This is a genomic window from Lysinibacillus sp. FSL L8-0312 (genome assembly GCF_038003285.1).
In the GTDB taxonomy this organism is placed as follows: domain Bacteria; phylum Bacillota; class Bacilli; order Bacillales_A; family Planococcaceae; genus Lysinibacillus; species Lysinibacillus fusiformis_D.
Map to the genome: position 1 here is coordinate 1,919,033 of NZ_JBBOOV010000001.1, position 14,716 is coordinate 1,933,748.

Sequence of the window (14,716 nt, forward strand, 5' to 3'; positions counted from 1 at the left end):
CCAATTGTACGAGAACGCTTTTAATTCGATTGAGAGCGACTTGGACTACTTTGAGCAACTACCTTCTCGGAGTGAACGCTTTGAGCCTCTTTGAGAGTGCCTTTCTGCTTGCGCTGACCCTCCCCCTTAGCTAAATTCCCCAAGTAAAAAAAGACTGCCTCAAAAAGACAGTCTTTTTTCAAATAGATTAGCGTACTTCTGTACCTGCAATCGTAGCAATAGCTTTTAACACTTTATTGTGTGCGGCTACTACTTCTTCGTCCGTTAAAGTACGTTCTGGATCGAAGTATGTGAGAGAAAATGCAACGGATTTTTTACCTAGCTCCATTTTTTCCCCTTCATAAACGTCGAATATGCGAATGTCTTTTAATAATTTCACGCCAGCTGCGCTGATAGCTTCGACAACTTCACCTGCTGTTGTTGCACGGTCCATAATGAGCGCGATATCACGAGACATGACTGGGAAACGAGGCACTGATGTATATGCAAGTGGGGCTTCTTGTGCATTTGCATTTAATAGGGCAACTAAATTCATTTCCATAACATATGTGTCTTTGACTCCCCATGCTTTTTGCTCTGCAGGATGGAGTCCACCAATAATACCGACTTGCTCGCCATCTAATAAGATGCTAGCCGTACGTCCTGGATGTAATCCATCCACTTGTGCTTTCACAAATGTCATGCGATTTTCTAAGCCAAGTTTACCGATTACACCTTCGATAATACCTTTTAGCACAAAGAAATCTACTGTTTTTTTCTCACCTTGCCAAGCATGATCTAGCCATTTACCTGTTAGTACCGCTGCTACATGCTCTTCTTCGTAAGGTTGCCCTTCATCTGATTGACCAAGGAACACAGAACCAATTTCATATAAAGCAACACCCTCAGCCTGGCGAGCCACATTATACGCAGTCGCTTCGATTAAGTGTGGAATAAGGCTTTGACGTAATGTAGAGCGCTCCTCACTCATTGGCATTAACAATTTAGTTACTGGCTCTGCTTTTAAGGCAAAACGTTGTGACAATGCATCAGATGTTAATGAATATGTTACAGCTTGGTAGAGGCCAGCCCCTTCCAAATAATGACGAACAACACGGCGATTAGCTTGGTATGGTGTTAGATTGCCTACTTGTGTTGCCCCCTCTGGCAATGTCATAGGGATTTCATCATAACCGTAAAGACGAGCAATTTCCTCTACAATATCCTCTTCGATTTTAATATCTTGGCGGCGTGTTGGTGCATCAATCATTAGTAAACCATTTGCTGCCTCTACACCAAATTTTAGACGCTCTAAAATCGAAAGCATATCTTCCAATGCAATCTTCATCCCTAAACGCTCATTAATAAAATCTGGAGAAACGACTACTCGCGCTGCTGTTTTATCTAACTCATCTACTAGACATGTACCCTCTAATACTTCACCGCCAGCTAATTCAGCAAGCAATGCGGCAGCACGTTCAGCGGCTGGTAAGACACGATTTGGGTCTACCCCTTTTTCAAAACGAGCCGATGCATCTGAACGTAGACCAAGGTGACGAGATGCTTGGCGTACTGTTAAACCATCAAAATAAGCTGATTCAATGACAACAGTCGTTGTTGCGTCTGTTACCTCTGAATTGGCACCACCCATTACGCCAGCAATCGCCACTGGTTCTTTTCCATTCGTAATGACTAAATCAGAAGCTTTTAAAGTTCGTTCTTGGTCATCCAGTGTTGTGATTTTCTCACCTTCTTTTGCTTTACGAACGACGATTTCACCTGTTGCTAGGCTATCATAGTCGAAAGCATGCAATGGTTGACCATATTCCATTAACACATAGTTGGTTACATCCACGACATTATTGTGAGGGCGTACACCCGCTGCCATTAAACGATTTTGTAACCACATTGGTGACTCACCAATTTTTACGTTTTTCACCACTTTTGCGACATACATCGGATTTGCTTGTAAATCTTCTACACGTAGCTTTAATAAATCCTGTGCTTTTTCATTAGCCGTTTTATATGCAATCTCTGGATACTTAATTTCCTCAGTAAGGATGGCACCTACTTCATAGGCTACACCAAGCATAGAAAGAGCATCTGAGCGGTTTGGTGTTAAGCCTAGCTCTAGCACTGTATCACGTAAGCCTAAAATAGCCAGTGCATCAGAGCCAACTTCTGCATCTGACGGTAATACGTAGATTCCTTCTGAATATGCTTTAGGAACAAGCTTGCCTTCGATTCCAAGTTCTTGCAATGAGCAAATCATACCGTTTGATTCATGACCACGAAGTTTTGCTTTTTTTATTTTAATGCCACCTGGTAAATGTGCACCGGGACGAGCAACAATGACTTTTTGACCAGCATCTACATTTGGTGCACCACAAATAATTTGTTGTGGCTCTGCTTCTCCAACATCAACTTGACAAATATTTAACTTATCAGCTTCTGGATGTTTCTCTTTAGACACTACATAGCCAACCACTACTTTATCCATAGCGTTTGCACGATCAATAACTGCATCTACTTCGATACCAGAGCGTGTAATTTTTTCAGCTAATAGCTCAGGCGCTAAGTCCTGTGTATTGACATAATCTTTTAACCATTCTAATGATACTAACATGTTTTATCCCCCTTACGCTTCTGTTCGCTCGAATTGTGATAAGAAACGAGTGTCACTTGTATAGAAATGACGAATATCGTCAACACCATATTTCAACATCGCAATACGTTCTGCACCAATACCGAAAGCGAAGCCAGAAACTTTCTTCGGATCATAGCCAGCCATTTCTAATACATTTGGATGCACCATACCTGCGCCTAGAATCTCAATCCAACCTGTGCTCTTACATACATTACAACCAGCGCCACCACATTTGAAACAAGAAATATCCATTTCTACTGATGGCTCTGTGAATGGGAAGAAGCTCGGACGAAGTCGAATTTCGCGGTCTGCACCAAACATTTTTTTCGCTAAAGTATCTAATGTTCCTTTTAGATCACTCATACGAATATTCTCGCCAATGACTAAACCTTCAATTTGCATAAATTGATGGGAATGTGTTGCATCATCATTATCGCGACGGAATACTTTACCTGGACAAATGATGCGAATAGATTCACCCTTTTTTGCTTCCATTGTACGAGCCTGTACTGGCGAAGTATGCGTACGTAGCAATATTTCCTCGGAAATATAGAACGAATCTTGCATATCACGTGCTGGGTGTCCTTTTGGTAAATTTAGTGCTTCAAAGTTATAGTAGTCCTTTTCTACTTCAGGACCTTCAGCAATTTCATAACCCATTCCGATAAATAAATCTTCAATTTCTTCAATGACGCGTGTTAACGGATGGCGATTTCCTACTTTCACTTCACGACCTGGTAAAGTGACATCAATCGACTCACTTGCTAATTTTTCAGCAATCGCTGCTTCCTCTAGAACAACCACCTTTGTTTCTAGTACTGCTGTTACATTTTCACGAACATTATTCACTAAAGCCCCCATTTTCGGACGTTCTTCAGCTGATAATTTCCCCATCCCTTTTAGTAAATCTGTGATAGGTCCTTTTTTCCCTAAATATGCAACACGCACTTCATTCAATTCTTTTAAATTTGCTGCTGCTTCAATTTTAGCAAGAGCTTCTTGCTCTAATTGTTTTAATTGCTCTTCCATGTTAAAACCTCCTTAGAAAATAAATGCCTGCATTTTAGGCATAAAAAAAACTCGCCCCTAAAAAGGGACGAGGACATATTCGCGGTACCACCCTAGTTATTGCAAGCAAAAAACTTACAATCACTTCATTGACATAACGACTTGATGAAGCCGGCACACCTTTACAGCATCACGCTGGTCCCGGTAGCTGCTCACGGGCTGAATTCAAAATTGCATTGGTACGGCGTCGGCTCTCAATCTCCGGCCTTACGCTCCCTGTCGTCCATTCACAATCTTTACTACTTCCCGATCAAAGCATTTATTATTTAAACATACATTTTAGAATAAATTATACAATAACGAATAGTAGCAAATCAAGAGACAACTACCTGAATCCCACAAGGATCTGTCAATTATTTCACAAAGCCATATAAAACAATACCTGTTGCAACTGCTACGTTTAATGATTCAGCTTGTCCAAAAAGTGGAATAATCATATTTTGATCTGTCATCGCTAATAGCTGTGGCTGGATGCCACTTCCTTCATTCCCCATAATAATAGCAAATGCACCCGAATGCTGAATGTCACTATATGGCACTGCCTCCTCATCCAAAGCAGTACCAAAGACAGGTACACCTTGATTTTGTAGCAAGTCTACCCATTCTGCTAAGTCTCCGCGTACTACTGGGATATGGAAATGGGAGCCTTGAGCTGCGCGTAATGTTTTAGGATTGTAGGCATCTGCACAGCCTTTTCCTAAAATCACGGCATCTAATCCTGCTGCATCGGCAGTGCGTATCATTGTTCCAATATTACCAGGATCTTGGACTGCATCAATTAATAGCACTTTACGCCAAGTGGCCTTCACTTCATCCTCTAAAATTGGCTGTTTACATACAGCAAACACGCCTTGAGAAGTTTCTGTTTCTGCGAATTCCTTTGTTACTGCTGCTGTTACTTCTACAATAGCAACATCATCAATCGGCCATAACATTGGCAAATCAATACCTTCACGTACAATAATTTGTAATACTTGCTCTTTATTTTTTAAAGCTTCCTCCACAAGATGAAAACCCTCTATTAGAAATTCACCTGATCGTTCACGCTCTTTTCTTGTTGTCGCTAACTTTTTCCAATATTTCACTAACGCATTTTGCGTAGATTCAATTCTCTTCATATGCTACCTCTTACCGCCTTTTTCCTATATATTGACCACTATTATACCTTAGCAAATGGCAAATTTCATAGTTATGTGAGAAAACTATTATTTTCTACAGTCGTTCAGTAAAGAACAATATAGACATGCTATAATTAGACACAGCATACTAAGTCAAGGCAGCTGAATATAAATGAAAAAAACGATACATGTCGTTGGTGTCATTATAGAAAATGAGCAGCAAGAAATTTTCTGTGCTTTAAGAAATCCACATATGGTACTAGCAAATTACTGGGAGTTTCCTGGTGTGAAGATAGAACACGGCGAAACACCTGCGCAGGCGCTTTATCGTGAAATTTTTGAGGAATTTGACTGTATGATTCAAGTAGGTGATCGAGTCGCAGTAACCCTTCATGAATACGACACATTTTTCGTTCACTTAGAAACATATAAGGCAACGATTGTGAAAGGCGTACCCAAAATACTAGAACATGCTGAAGCAAAATGGGTTCCTCGCAAGCAATTGCTCGAACTTCCATTCGCTCCAGCAGATCTACCTTCTATCCAAAAATTATTAGCCGAAAAATAAAGACATTCATTTCATCTCATGATAATGAGTAACTCGGTTGCATCCATACGCTTTCAATACATACAGTGCTTCATCTGCTTTTTTTATGAAAGGCATGTCTGTATCCCCAGCTGTTATTGTAGCAATCCCTCTACTGAGCGTAATACGTCCTGTCGGCCAATTATCCTGCTTAACAGTTTGTCTTAATTGTTCTCCAATTGCTTTTGCCACAGCTATTTCGTTCACTGGTAAGATGCTGATAAATTCCTCATCGCCGTAACGAGCAACATTGTCTTTTACACGCACTCGATGCTGCAGTAGCTGTGCTAATTGAACAGGACATCATCTCCCACTTAATGACCCTCTATATCATGAACGTTTTTAAAATGATCGATATTTAAAATACATAAGGAGAAGGGCTCTGCCGTCCCCGTGAGCCTCACCTTTTTCAACAACAAGCACCTTTCTCCCCATGAAACTTATCAAAGAATTTGAAGTTTCAACTATTTTACTGGACTCACATGAAAATACTCATTTTCACCTTTGAAACATATGATGCACTAATAACATCGTGTAGGAGGTGTTCTATGCTTATTCATGTAGTGAGTGCTGGCGAAACATTATGGCAAATAGCCAATCATTATGCTGTACCTGTTCAATCGATCAGTCTATTAAATGCATTAGCTACACCCGATCAATTAGCTATCGGGCAATCACTAGTTATTCCTTCTCCTTATACCATTTATACTGTTCAAAGTGGGGACACGTTATGGTCAATTGCACAACGTTTTAGTGTTCCTTTACAGTCCATCATTTCAGAAAATCATCTAACAAATCCTGATATGTTAACACCAGGAACGAAATTAATAATTCCCCCCATCATCCATATCGTGCAGCCAGGAGAAACATTATGGCAAATAGCTCAGCGCTACGGTACGACCGTTCAAGTCATTGTGGTGGAAAATCAAATAAACAATCCTAATATGCTATATGTAGGAACTAATTTAATCATCCCAAGAGAATTACCGATGATTGAAGTCAATGCTTATTCCTATCAGCCGTTTGAAGAAGCGATTGATTCAATTAATGCCGTTGGTCATCTTTTAACGTACTTTAGTCCCTTTGCTTATAAAATGAAAGAAGACGGTACATTACAGCCCATCAGCGACGAAAGTATGATAGCAGCTGCAAAGGCTAAAAACATCATCCCTATGTTAACGCTCGCTAATTTTACTGCTACAGAGGAAGGCTCTAATTTAGCACATGTCGTCTTGTCCGATGCTGACCTACGAAAAAAAGTCATGAATAATGTTTTACAAGTGATGCAAGATAAAGGCTACCAAGTATTGAATATCGATTTTGAAAATGTTTTGCCAGCAGATCGTGAAAATTTCAATGCTTTTATACAATTAGCCGCTGATATGCTTCATCCAAAGGGCTATTTAGTGTCAACTGCCCTTGCACCAAAAACAAGTGCTACGCAAACTGGCACATTGTATGAAGCACATGATTACGAAGCACATGGGAGAATTGCAGATTTTGTAGTATTAATGACGTATGAATGGGGATATCGACTTGGCCCTCCACAAGCCATTTCCCCTATTAATGAAATGCGAAGAGTTGTGGAATATGCCTTAACTGAAATTCCAGCCGATAAGATTCTATTGGGCTTTGAGCTGTATGCGCGTGATTGGCTCTTACCTCATGTCAAAGGACAGGAAGCAGAAACGTTTAGTCCGCAGGAGGCGCTTAATAGAGCCATCAAGTACGGAGCAACAATACAATTTGACCCGACTGCACAATCTCCTTTTTATCAGTATGTCGATGAGCAAGGAAGGCATCACGAGGTATGGTTTGAAGATGCAAGAAGTGCACAGACGAAATTTGATATGGTTAAACACTATAACCTTCGAGGTATTAGTTATTGGGCATTAGGTTTCCCGTTCCCTCAAAATTGGGTTTTATTAAGCAATCATTTTTCCATTAAAAAACCGTAGTGCTCGTTATTGTTCTCAAAAAATAAAGAGCTATGCAACTTTTTCCCATGTGAAGTAACGACTTACTACCTGTGATGTCGGGATAAAAAATGCTGTTTGAAGCCATATTAACCTATATCAACAGGAAAGGAGCAACTCACATGGGAAGAGACAATAAACAAGGTCAAAGCAATAATAAAGCTTCATTACCTCAAACACCAAAAAACCAAAAAATCGCACCAAATAAGGTGAGTGAAGAATTTTCTCAAGAGTTTATGGAGCTCATTAATTCAGTCACACAAAACAAAAATAAACAAAAAAAATAAGGGGGGCTTCCGTTGAATTTTCAACGTGCACAAGAAATTGTTGCCTCACCGTCAGAATATGAAGTGAGCTATAATGGCGTTTCCGTCTGGATCGACCAACTCCACAATGATGAGAAAACAGCGACTGTTCACCTTCGCCGCTCTTTAGAGGAGCGATCTGAAGTAGCTATTTCCGAATTAAAGGAAGAATATCTCGTTCATTAAACAGATAGAACCCGCTTATTTGCATAGTCAATAAGCAGGTTCTTTTTTTATTTAAATAATATAATCCTCAATATATTGAAGCTGTGTTAACACTTCATCTATATGGTGGTGTAAATCCGTATAGGTTTCTGAAATTTGCTGAGGTGAGATTGGCTTACTAAATAGATAGCCTTGAATATAATCACAACCGCCATCCATCAGAAATGATAGTTGTTCCACTTCTTCAATACCTTCTGCAACAACCTTTAAACGCAAATGTTTAGCCATCGAAATAATCATAGAAACAAGTGCTTCATCGTTTGGATTATGCGGCACATTTCTTACAAAAGTACGGTCGATTTTTAAACAATCAATGGGAAAATCCTTTAAATAGGATAAAGATGAATAGCCTGTTCCAAAATCATCTACAGCAATTTGAATGCCTAATGCCTTTAATTCATGTAATAGCTGTGTCATTTGATCAATATTCATCGTCATACTTTCCGTAATTTCTAATTGTAGATATTTAGGCGTCAATTTTGTGCGTTGTAAAATTTCTTCCACCATTTCTACTAAATCCTGCTGAAATAATTGCCCAAGTGACAAATTCACTGCCACCTTCATCGGGGGTAACCCTTGTTTTTCCCATGTTTTCGCTTGCATACAAGCTGTTTCTAATATCCATTTACCTAATGGGATAATAAGCCCACACTCTTCGGCAATGGGAATAAATACATCTGGTGGTACAAAGCCACGCGTCGGATGCCGCCAGCGGGCCAATGCTTCGACGGATTCAATTGTGCCCGTTTTTAAATTTACCTGTGGCTGATAATCTAAATAAAACTCATTATTGGCTAATGCATTATGTAAGTCTTGCTCTAACAAAATTCGATCTGCAATGTCTTTTGACATATAAGGCTTATAAAAAAGAAATCTTTGGGGTATTTGTCTAGCCTCTCTCATTGCTAATTGGGCATGCATCAATAGCTCTTCGCCCGTCCATTTATCCTCATAGAGGGCAATGCCCATATTCAAGTTGCCATTTAATGAAAATAATTGTACCTGCAAAGGGTCTTTCATGGCACTTTTGAGATTTAAGCAAAATTGTAATAATTCTTCAACCGTCTTTACATGATTAATATAAATAACAAATTGACCCTCTCGCAGCTTCGTTGCAAAATAATGAGGAGGTACAATCGCTTGAATGCGCTCTGCGACAAGCTTCATCATTTTATTAGAATTACTTATCCCGATAGAGGAGCGAATGGCTGCAAAACGGTCAATTTCTATGGCAATGATGGCCTTCTGCACTTGATTATCATGTAAATTTTCCTTTAACGTCTTTAGTAATAAATGCTCATTTGGCAGTAGTGTTATATCATCGTGATAGGCCTGAAATCGCAGCTCTTCTTGAGATTGTTCAAGATCCTTTTTAATTTTTAATAATTGTTGAAACGGCTTTTCCACAGATGTATAATAAATCGCCTTTAAGAAAAAGTAAAAGGCTAAAAATTGATAAATTAATGCCGAGAAATCCCATATCGCATTTTGATCTTGACTAAAAATAAAAAAGACATCACTTACAATAAGCGAGATGGCTGCACTGATTAACCACATCGATCGCTTCGGCATTTTTTTTAGATACCTACTTACTATCACAATGGTTATAATTTGAAGAATTATAGCAAAAAGGTGTACCATATTATCAATATACACTAGCAATTGTTCTGACAATATGTTGGATACCATATACACTAGAGAAATACTGACTATAACGAATAGCAAAGAACTACCATATGTAAACAACCGATAGTTCATTGATAATTGTTGTCTTTTGAATAAAATAATCAGTAGAAATCCAATGGATAGATACACACGCATTAATATATGTATTGACTCGTCCATATAGCCCCATTCAGTAGATTGACTAAAGAACAAGCTAACTAATTCAAGTAATGCAATTATAAAAAAAATGTTCCCTATGTATAAAGTTTGATTGGATAATAAGTGTGAAAATACTAAATAAGATTGGATCGCAATAGCCATTGTAAAAACAATGATTAAAACTTGGATCACCAATTTTAAATTTTGATAAATGTCACCTTGGAATACACCATACATTTGATTGCTAAAGCTTAATAATGGTATGACAAGTAATAACGGCAATATTATGTACCAAACCTCTTTTTTCTCTATTTGATTAAACCATTTCTCCACTACAAACCCTCCATACAACTATCTAAACATTGACTAGGAAATTCTAACTAACTATATTAAATAATACACTTAGAATTGTATATTTCTTTGACTTCTTACAAATCATAACACTTTTATCTGAATTTGTATGCATTCATATCAAGTATGCTAATATTCATTTTATTTCAATATTAGCATACTTTTGATATTTTAGTACTTCATTCCACTTCAAAAACTTGGTTACTTAGCCTCTGGAAGATTCTAGCCCGTCTTTTTTTACTAGCAGCGACAGATAAACCTAGTACTTTGGCTATTTCTTGATCATTGTAGCCTTCTACATAATAAAGGAGTAGTATTTTTCTTTCTATCTGCTTTAACTGGGTCAAAATACTTTCAAGGTCAATAGAATTTTTTTGATTCTCCCCTCCTTTGAACTCACTACGAACATAATCGAGTGTTTCATCATCAACGACTGTTATTCGCTCTTTATAGCTTCTTTCCTTTGATAATTCATTTAAAATCTCTCCTTTGATCGATGAATATATATAAGCGGAAAATTGTCCTTTTGCTGGATCTGCTTTTAGCCATGCCCTCCATACAGCAATGGAAGCAATATGACGATAATAATCAAACTCCTTATAGATATGAAGTTGCTTAAGAATAACGGTAATCATTGGTTGCACACATTCTAATATTTCTTCAAAGGATTGTGTTGGTGAAAGCTTTTGCTCGTTCTGAATAGACATTTTACTCTTCCTGTCGACTATGCACAGTCCAATATTCCTAGGTGATACTATCTTAGTCCCTGGCGTTTATTGAAAGCGAGTACACATTTTCATCATTTCATCGTTGAGAATGACTAAAACCCCTGTCCTATTTATACATAATCTCAGCAATTTATTGTAAAAATCATATATTTTTCTTTGGCATTTCATACATATTTAAACGATGATTGGACAAATTACTACTAAGGAGGCGAAATAGATGAATTTTCAAATAAGAGATGCCATTACTGCAAATGTTCATGGTCAATCTGCAGCAGAATTTAAAGATATTGTGGAAGATGCCATTAACCGTGGAGAAGAACATTTACTGCCAGGGCTTGGGGTGTTTTTCGAAAATTGGTGGAAGCAATCAAGTCCATCTGAACAAGATGAATTCGTTCAAAAACTAGAAAAAATATTTGCAAACTGATTTTTAATGCACAGTGCATTCCATTTCCAATAAATGCGTGATAAAGTTTTATTTATCAGAAAATTTGGAGGGATTGGAATGACTGTTGCAGTAGAATTACTTGTCAATCAACTCAAACAGGTGTTATTAGAAGAACAAGTGTCAACAAACGAAACGGTACGACAGCTACATGGGAAGGATGAATCTCATCATGCGGTGAGCCTACCTGATATCGTTGTTTTTCCACGCTCCACAGCAGATGTCAGTGCCGTTTTAAAAATTGCACATGCACAACGTGTACCAGTTGTACCATTTGGTGTTGGCTCCAGCCTAGAAGGAAATGCAATTCCTATTGCACATGGTATTTCCATCGACTTCTCTGAAATGAATGCTATTTTAGAAGTTCGACCTGATGACCTTCTTGTAAAAGTACAGCCTGGGGTCACACGTTCTCAATTAAATAAGGAATTAAAAAAGCACGGTCTACAATTCACAGTAGATCCAGGTGCAGATGCAACATTAGGTGGCATGGCAGCAACGAATGCTAGTGGTACAACCGCAGTACGTTACGGTGTTATGCGGGATCAAGTTCGTGATTTAGAGGTTGTACTTGCAGACGGCTCCGTCATCCATACTGGTAATTTAGCCGCGAAGTCCTCTTCTGGTTATCATCTCAACGGTCTATTTGTAGGCTCAGAAGGGACACTTGGCTGCTTTACAGAGTTAATATTGAAAGTCTACGGTATACCTGAATTTGTAACAGCAGGACGCGCAGTTTTTGATACAGTAGGCGATGCTGTCTGTGCCGTCACTGCTTTATTACAGGTAGGCATTTCAATCGGCCGAGTGGAATTAGTTGATGAAGCCTCTATGAAACAAGCCAATATCTATAACGATACTTCCTATAGCGAAAAACCAACATTATTTTTAGAATTTCACGGAAATGAAGCAGGTATGCATGCAGATATAGCATTTGCTACAGAAATTTTTGAGGACTTCGGCTGTCTATCCGTTGAATTTGAACAAGATAATGCGGCACGTAACAAGCTTTGGGAAGCACGTCATTCCTTAGCCTATGCGTATATTCATGCTTACCCTGGGAAAAAGCTTATGTCAACAGATGTCTGTGTACCAATCTCCATGCTTGCAGAAACCATTTTGTATGCGCGTGAGCAGCTCGATCATATTGGTCTTGCAGGCGGGATTGTCGGACATGTGGGCGATGGAAATTTCCATGCACTACTAATGTTAAATCCTAATGACATAGAGGAGCAGGCAAAAGCAGATCGCTTCAATGAACAGATTGTTCAATATGCTTTACTTCGGGGTGGTACATGTACAGGTGAACATGGTGTTGGCATTGGCAAAATGAAATATCAAGCTACTGAGCACGGTACCTCTTTAGCTGTCATGAAAAGTATAAAAGCAGCACTCGATCCATATAACATTATGAATCCAGGAAAAATTTTCACCCTATAACTAACGATAAACCCGCTGAATGACTATGTCATCAGCGGGTTTATGTTTATAAATCATAGCGGAAGCTCTTGACTAAAATGTCGCCCTTATAAAATTCCTTTGACTCGTCTCGTACAAAGCCTAGAGATAAATAAAGATTAATAGCAGCCTGCATGATATCACCTGAATGTAAATAAAGAGCCTTATCCTGTCTCTTTCTGGCAAAGGCAAAACTTTCGTGTAATAATTTCTTAGCGACCCCTTGCCCTCTCCCTTTCGGATGTACGCCTAACAAGCGTACGATCGTAGATTGAATATTCAGCTCTGGCAAGCCATATGCTTTTTCCGCATCAGTAAATATTTGTAGCCCTCCTACTATCTCCTCACCACGCTTTGCTACAAGAATTGTTTCTGCGTTCGGATTGCCGACTGAAGCACGGATATCACTTAAATATGACTGCCAATGTTCAGGGTCCTGATAGTCTTTTTCGTATTGCTCATAGCTCTCGACTAAAACCTCAAGATAGCGTTCATAATCTTCCTCTTGTAAATGTTCAATCACAATGTCAGCTACTGTCATGCTAGTTTCCCCTTTCTATGATGAAAAGCCACCCTTACGATAGGCGGTTACTCTTTTTTCAATGCGATGTGAGATCCATTCTGCCACAATTGATATTCCCCAATAAATGATTCCCACAGCAATAAATGACTCTAAAAACTTTAAATTCACAGAAGCAACGATATTCGCAGCACCAGTCAACTCTTTAATAGATAGAAAAAATGCTAAGGATGTGGCATGTAAAAAGCCAATAAAGACGTTTGTCAAATTCGGAATAGACTGCCCAAATGCTTGCGGTAAGATATAACGTCGCATCGCTTGAGTAAATGTTAAACCAATCGCATAGGCTGCTTCTAATTGTCCTTTCGGTACACTTAATATTCCTGAGCGAATAATTTCAGAAGCATAAGCTCCCGCACTAAGTGTTAAGGCGAGTATGACAAAAAATAATATAGGAATGGTGCTTGATTGTATCTTTAACTGTAAAGTACTTGCCATCATATCCACTAGCATTGGCAAGCCAAAATAAACGAGCATGATATGCATAATAATGGGCGTGCCTCTAAAAAAAGAGACATAAAAATTAAGTATAGGCGCAATAAATTTTATTTGTTTAATGCGAACAAAAGCGACGATTATCCCTATAACAATACCTAATAAAACAGGTGTAATGGTCATGAATAAGGTTAAAGGTATTACTTTACTAATTTCTCGTAAGGCTTCTACTATAAAAGCCAGATCAATGGTCATACTATATTCCCCCTATTGTGAAGCCAATTCCTTTGGCATATAACGATTAAAATAGCGTTCATTGAACTTAAATAGTTTTTCCAGCACGATCACGATAATATAGTAAACAATAGACAATGCTACATAGATTTCAAACGCTCGTGTCGTTGAAGCAATCAAGGTTTCTCCACGTCCAACCATATCCATTACGCCAATAGAGAACGCTAGTGATGTATCTTTTAATGAACTAATCATCGTGTTTGCTATATTTGGAAAAGCAACACGAATTGCCTGTGGGAAAACAATGCGCATAAAAGCCTGTGTTCCATTTAAGCCTACTGAATAGGCAGCCTCCATTTGTCCTCGGTCAACGGTTAAAATAGCAGCACGAAATATTTCGGCAAAGGCTGCCGCATTGCTTAGTGTGTAGGTAATAATGACAAAATACATCGCATCCATGCGAGTAACGTCAATATGAATCAATTTTAGCAATGCAGGTATGCCGTAAAATACTAAGAACAACTGCACTAAAATAGGGGTTCCACGAATAAAGGATATATAGACCGTGATGATCTGCTTCAATACGGGTATGTGAAGTAGCTTCGGTATGGCTAGCACAATCCCTAGTACCATACCAAAAAGTATGGAGAATAGTAGTATTTCAAATGTTACTGGTAAATATTGAAGCAATGTTGGAATGATCTTCGCAATGAGCATGACATCAAAGTTATTTTCCATACTTCCGCCTTCCTTTCCT

At 38.7% G+C, this 14,716-nt stretch carries 15 protein-coding genes; 6 read left to right on the forward strand and 9 right to left on the reverse strand.

Annotation, left to right across the window (positions count from 1 at the left end):
- Positions 1–187 precede the first annotated feature (187 nt).
- The 3 genes from pheT to MHI22_RS09740 all read right to left on the reverse strand — a co-directional run bounded on the left by pheT (position 188) and on the right by MHI22_RS09740 (position 4,812).
- A complete protein-coding gene (gene pheT / locus MHI22_RS09730) occupies positions 188–2,605 on the reverse strand; it encodes a phenylalanine--tRNA ligase subunit beta (RefSeq protein ID WP_058844333.1) in 2,418 nt (805 codons plus the stop codon).
- Between the two features lie 12 nt (positions 2,606–2,617).
- Positions 2,618–3,655 carry a phenylalanine--tRNA ligase subunit alpha gene (pheS, locus tag MHI22_RS09735; RefSeq protein WP_036128260.1) on the reverse strand — a complete coding sequence of 346 codons (1,038 nt, stop codon included), beginning with the start codon at positions 3,653–3,655 and terminating at the stop codon, positions 2,618–2,620.
- Positions 3,656–4,047: 392 nt separating this feature from the next.
- Complete coding sequence (locus tag MHI22_RS09740) at positions 4,048–4,812, reverse strand: TrmH family RNA methyltransferase (RefSeq protein WP_058844332.1); 765 nt, start codon at positions 4,810–4,812, stop codon at positions 4,048–4,050.
- A gap of 172 nt (positions 4,813–4,984) precedes the next feature.
- Here MHI22_RS09740 and MHI22_RS09745 point away from each other — a divergent pair, with 172 nt between their 5' ends.
- The gene (locus tag MHI22_RS09745; protein ID WP_058844331.1) at positions 4,985–5,380 is read left to right on the forward strand and encodes a (deoxy)nucleoside triphosphate pyrophosphohydrolase; all 396 of its coding nucleotides are present in this window, start codon (positions 4,985–4,987) and stop codon (positions 5,378–5,380) included.
- A gap of 6 nt (positions 5,381–5,386) precedes the next feature.
- Here MHI22_RS09745 and MHI22_RS09750 read toward each other — a convergent pair whose 3' ends face one another.
- Positions 5,387–5,665, reverse strand: coding sequence for a diguanylate cyclase (locus MHI22_RS09750; RefSeq protein ID WP_058844330.1), 279 nt, complete (start codon positions 5,663–5,665; stop codon positions 5,387–5,389).
- 281 nt (positions 5,666–5,946) lie between these two features.
- Between MHI22_RS09750 and MHI22_RS09755 the strand changes: the two genes are divergently transcribed.
- The 3 genes from MHI22_RS09755 to MHI22_RS09765 all read left to right on the forward strand — a co-directional run bounded on the left by MHI22_RS09755 (position 5,947) and on the right by MHI22_RS09765 (position 7,865).
- Positions 5,947–7,356 (forward strand): LysM peptidoglycan-binding domain-containing protein, encoded by a 1,410-nt coding sequence (locus MHI22_RS09755; protein WP_340811838.1) that lies wholly within the window; start codon positions 5,947–5,949, stop codon positions 7,354–7,356.
- A 140-nt stretch (positions 7,357–7,496) separates the two neighbouring features.
- Positions 7,497–7,661, forward strand: coding sequence for a YfhD family protein (locus MHI22_RS09760; RefSeq protein ID WP_139149533.1), 165 nt, complete (start codon positions 7,497–7,499; stop codon positions 7,659–7,661).
- A gap of 12 nt (positions 7,662–7,673) precedes the next feature.
- Complete coding sequence (locus MHI22_RS09765; protein WP_036128267.1) at positions 7,674–7,865, forward strand: H-type small acid-soluble spore protein; 192 nt, start codon at positions 7,674–7,676, stop codon at positions 7,863–7,865.
- Between the two features lie 51 nt (positions 7,866–7,916).
- Here the strand turns inward: MHI22_RS09765 and MHI22_RS09770 are convergent, their stop codons facing one another.
- Positions 7,917–10,061, reverse strand: a complete 2,145-nt coding sequence (locus MHI22_RS09770; protein WP_231745058.1) for a bifunctional diguanylate cyclase/phosphodiesterase — start codon at positions 10,059–10,061, stop codon at positions 7,917–7,919.
- Positions 10,062–10,258: 197 nt separating this feature from the next.
- The gene (locus MHI22_RS09775; RefSeq protein ID WP_271910658.1) at positions 10,259–10,786 is read right to left on the reverse strand and encodes an RNA polymerase sigma factor; all 528 of its coding nucleotides are present in this window, start codon (positions 10,784–10,786) and stop codon (positions 10,259–10,261) included.
- Positions 10,787–11,024: 238 nt separating this feature from the next.
- On the opposite strand from MHI22_RS09775, the gene sspI reads away from it, so the two are divergent.
- Positions 11,025–11,234 carry a small acid-soluble spore protein SspI gene (gene sspI, locus MHI22_RS09780; protein ID WP_036128269.1) on the forward strand — a complete coding sequence of 70 codons (210 nt, stop codon included), beginning with the start codon at positions 11,025–11,027 and terminating at the stop codon, positions 11,232–11,234.
- A 78-nt stretch (positions 11,235–11,312) separates the two neighbouring features.
- Positions 11,313–12,692 carry an FAD-binding oxidoreductase gene (locus MHI22_RS09785; RefSeq protein WP_036128270.1) on the forward strand — a complete coding sequence of 460 codons (1,380 nt, stop codon included), beginning with the start codon at positions 11,313–11,315 and terminating at the stop codon, positions 12,690–12,692.
- A gap of 46 nt (positions 12,693–12,738) precedes the next feature.
- On the opposite strand, the gene MHI22_RS09790 is transcribed toward MHI22_RS09785, so the two are convergent.
- Genes MHI22_RS09790 through MHI22_RS09800 form a run of 3 tightly spaced genes read right to left on the reverse strand, consistent with a single transcriptional unit; the run spans position 12,739 to position 14,697 of the window.
- Positions 12,739–13,251 (reverse strand): GNAT family N-acetyltransferase, encoded by a 513-nt coding sequence (locus tag MHI22_RS09790; protein WP_036128271.1) that lies wholly within the window; start codon positions 13,249–13,251, stop codon positions 12,739–12,741.
- A 15-nt stretch (positions 13,252–13,266) separates the two neighbouring features.
- Positions 13,267–13,980, reverse strand: a complete 714-nt coding sequence (locus MHI22_RS09795) for an amino acid ABC transporter permease (RefSeq protein WP_036128272.1) — start codon at positions 13,978–13,980, stop codon at positions 13,267–13,269.
- A gap of 12 nt (positions 13,981–13,992) precedes the next feature.
- On the reverse strand, positions 13,993–14,697 hold the full coding sequence (locus tag MHI22_RS09800) for an amino acid ABC transporter permease (RefSeq protein ID WP_036128280.1): 705 nt from the start codon (positions 14,695–14,697) through the stop codon (positions 13,993–13,995).
- Positions 14,698–14,716: the final 19 nt, after the last annotated feature.

What these genes read in the sequence shown, in the direction of transcription:
- pheT (WP_058844333.1), bottom strand. Translation starts at nt 2,605, where the DNA reads ATGTTAGTATCATTAGAATGGTTAAAAGATTATGTCAATACACAGGAC.
- pheS (WP_036128260.1), bottom strand. Translation starts at nt 3,655, where the DNA reads ATGGAAGAGCAATTAAAACAATTAGAGCAAGAAGCTCTTGCTAAAATT.
- MHI22_RS09740 (WP_058844332.1), bottom strand. Translation starts at nt 4,812, where the DNA reads ATGAAGAGAATTGAATCTACGCAAAATGCGTTAGTGAAATATTGGAAA.
- MHI22_RS09745 (WP_058844331.1), top strand. Translation starts at nt 4,985, where the DNA reads ATGAAAAAAACGATACATGTCGTTGGTGTCATTATAGAAAATGAGCAG.
- MHI22_RS09755 (WP_340811838.1), top strand. Translation starts at nt 5,947, where the DNA reads ATGCTTATTCATGTAGTGAGTGCTGGCGAAACATTATGGCAAATAGCC.
- MHI22_RS09760 (WP_139149533.1), top strand. Translation starts at nt 7,497, where the DNA reads ATGGGAAGAGACAATAAACAAGGTCAAAGCAATAATAAAGCTTCATTA.
- MHI22_RS09775 (WP_271910658.1), bottom strand. Translation starts at nt 10,786, where the DNA reads ATGTCTATTCAGAACGAGCAAAAGCTTTCACCAACACAATCCTTTGAA.
- sspI (WP_036128269.1), top strand. Translation starts at nt 11,025, where the DNA reads ATGAATTTTCAAATAAGAGATGCCATTACTGCAAATGTTCATGGTCAA.
- MHI22_RS09785 (WP_036128270.1), top strand. Translation starts at nt 11,313, where the DNA reads ATGACTGTTGCAGTAGAATTACTTGTCAATCAACTCAAACAGGTGTTA.
- MHI22_RS09790 (WP_036128271.1), bottom strand. Translation starts at nt 13,251, where the DNA reads ATGACAGTAGCTGACATTGTGATTGAACATTTACAAGAGGAAGATTAT.
- MHI22_RS09795 (WP_036128272.1), bottom strand. Translation starts at nt 13,980, where the DNA reads ATGACCATTGATCTGGCTTTTATAGTAGAAGCCTTACGAGAAATTAGT.
- MHI22_RS09800 (WP_036128280.1), bottom strand. Translation starts at nt 14,697, where the DNA reads ATGGAAAATAACTTTGATGTCATGCTCATTGCGAAGATCATTCCAACA.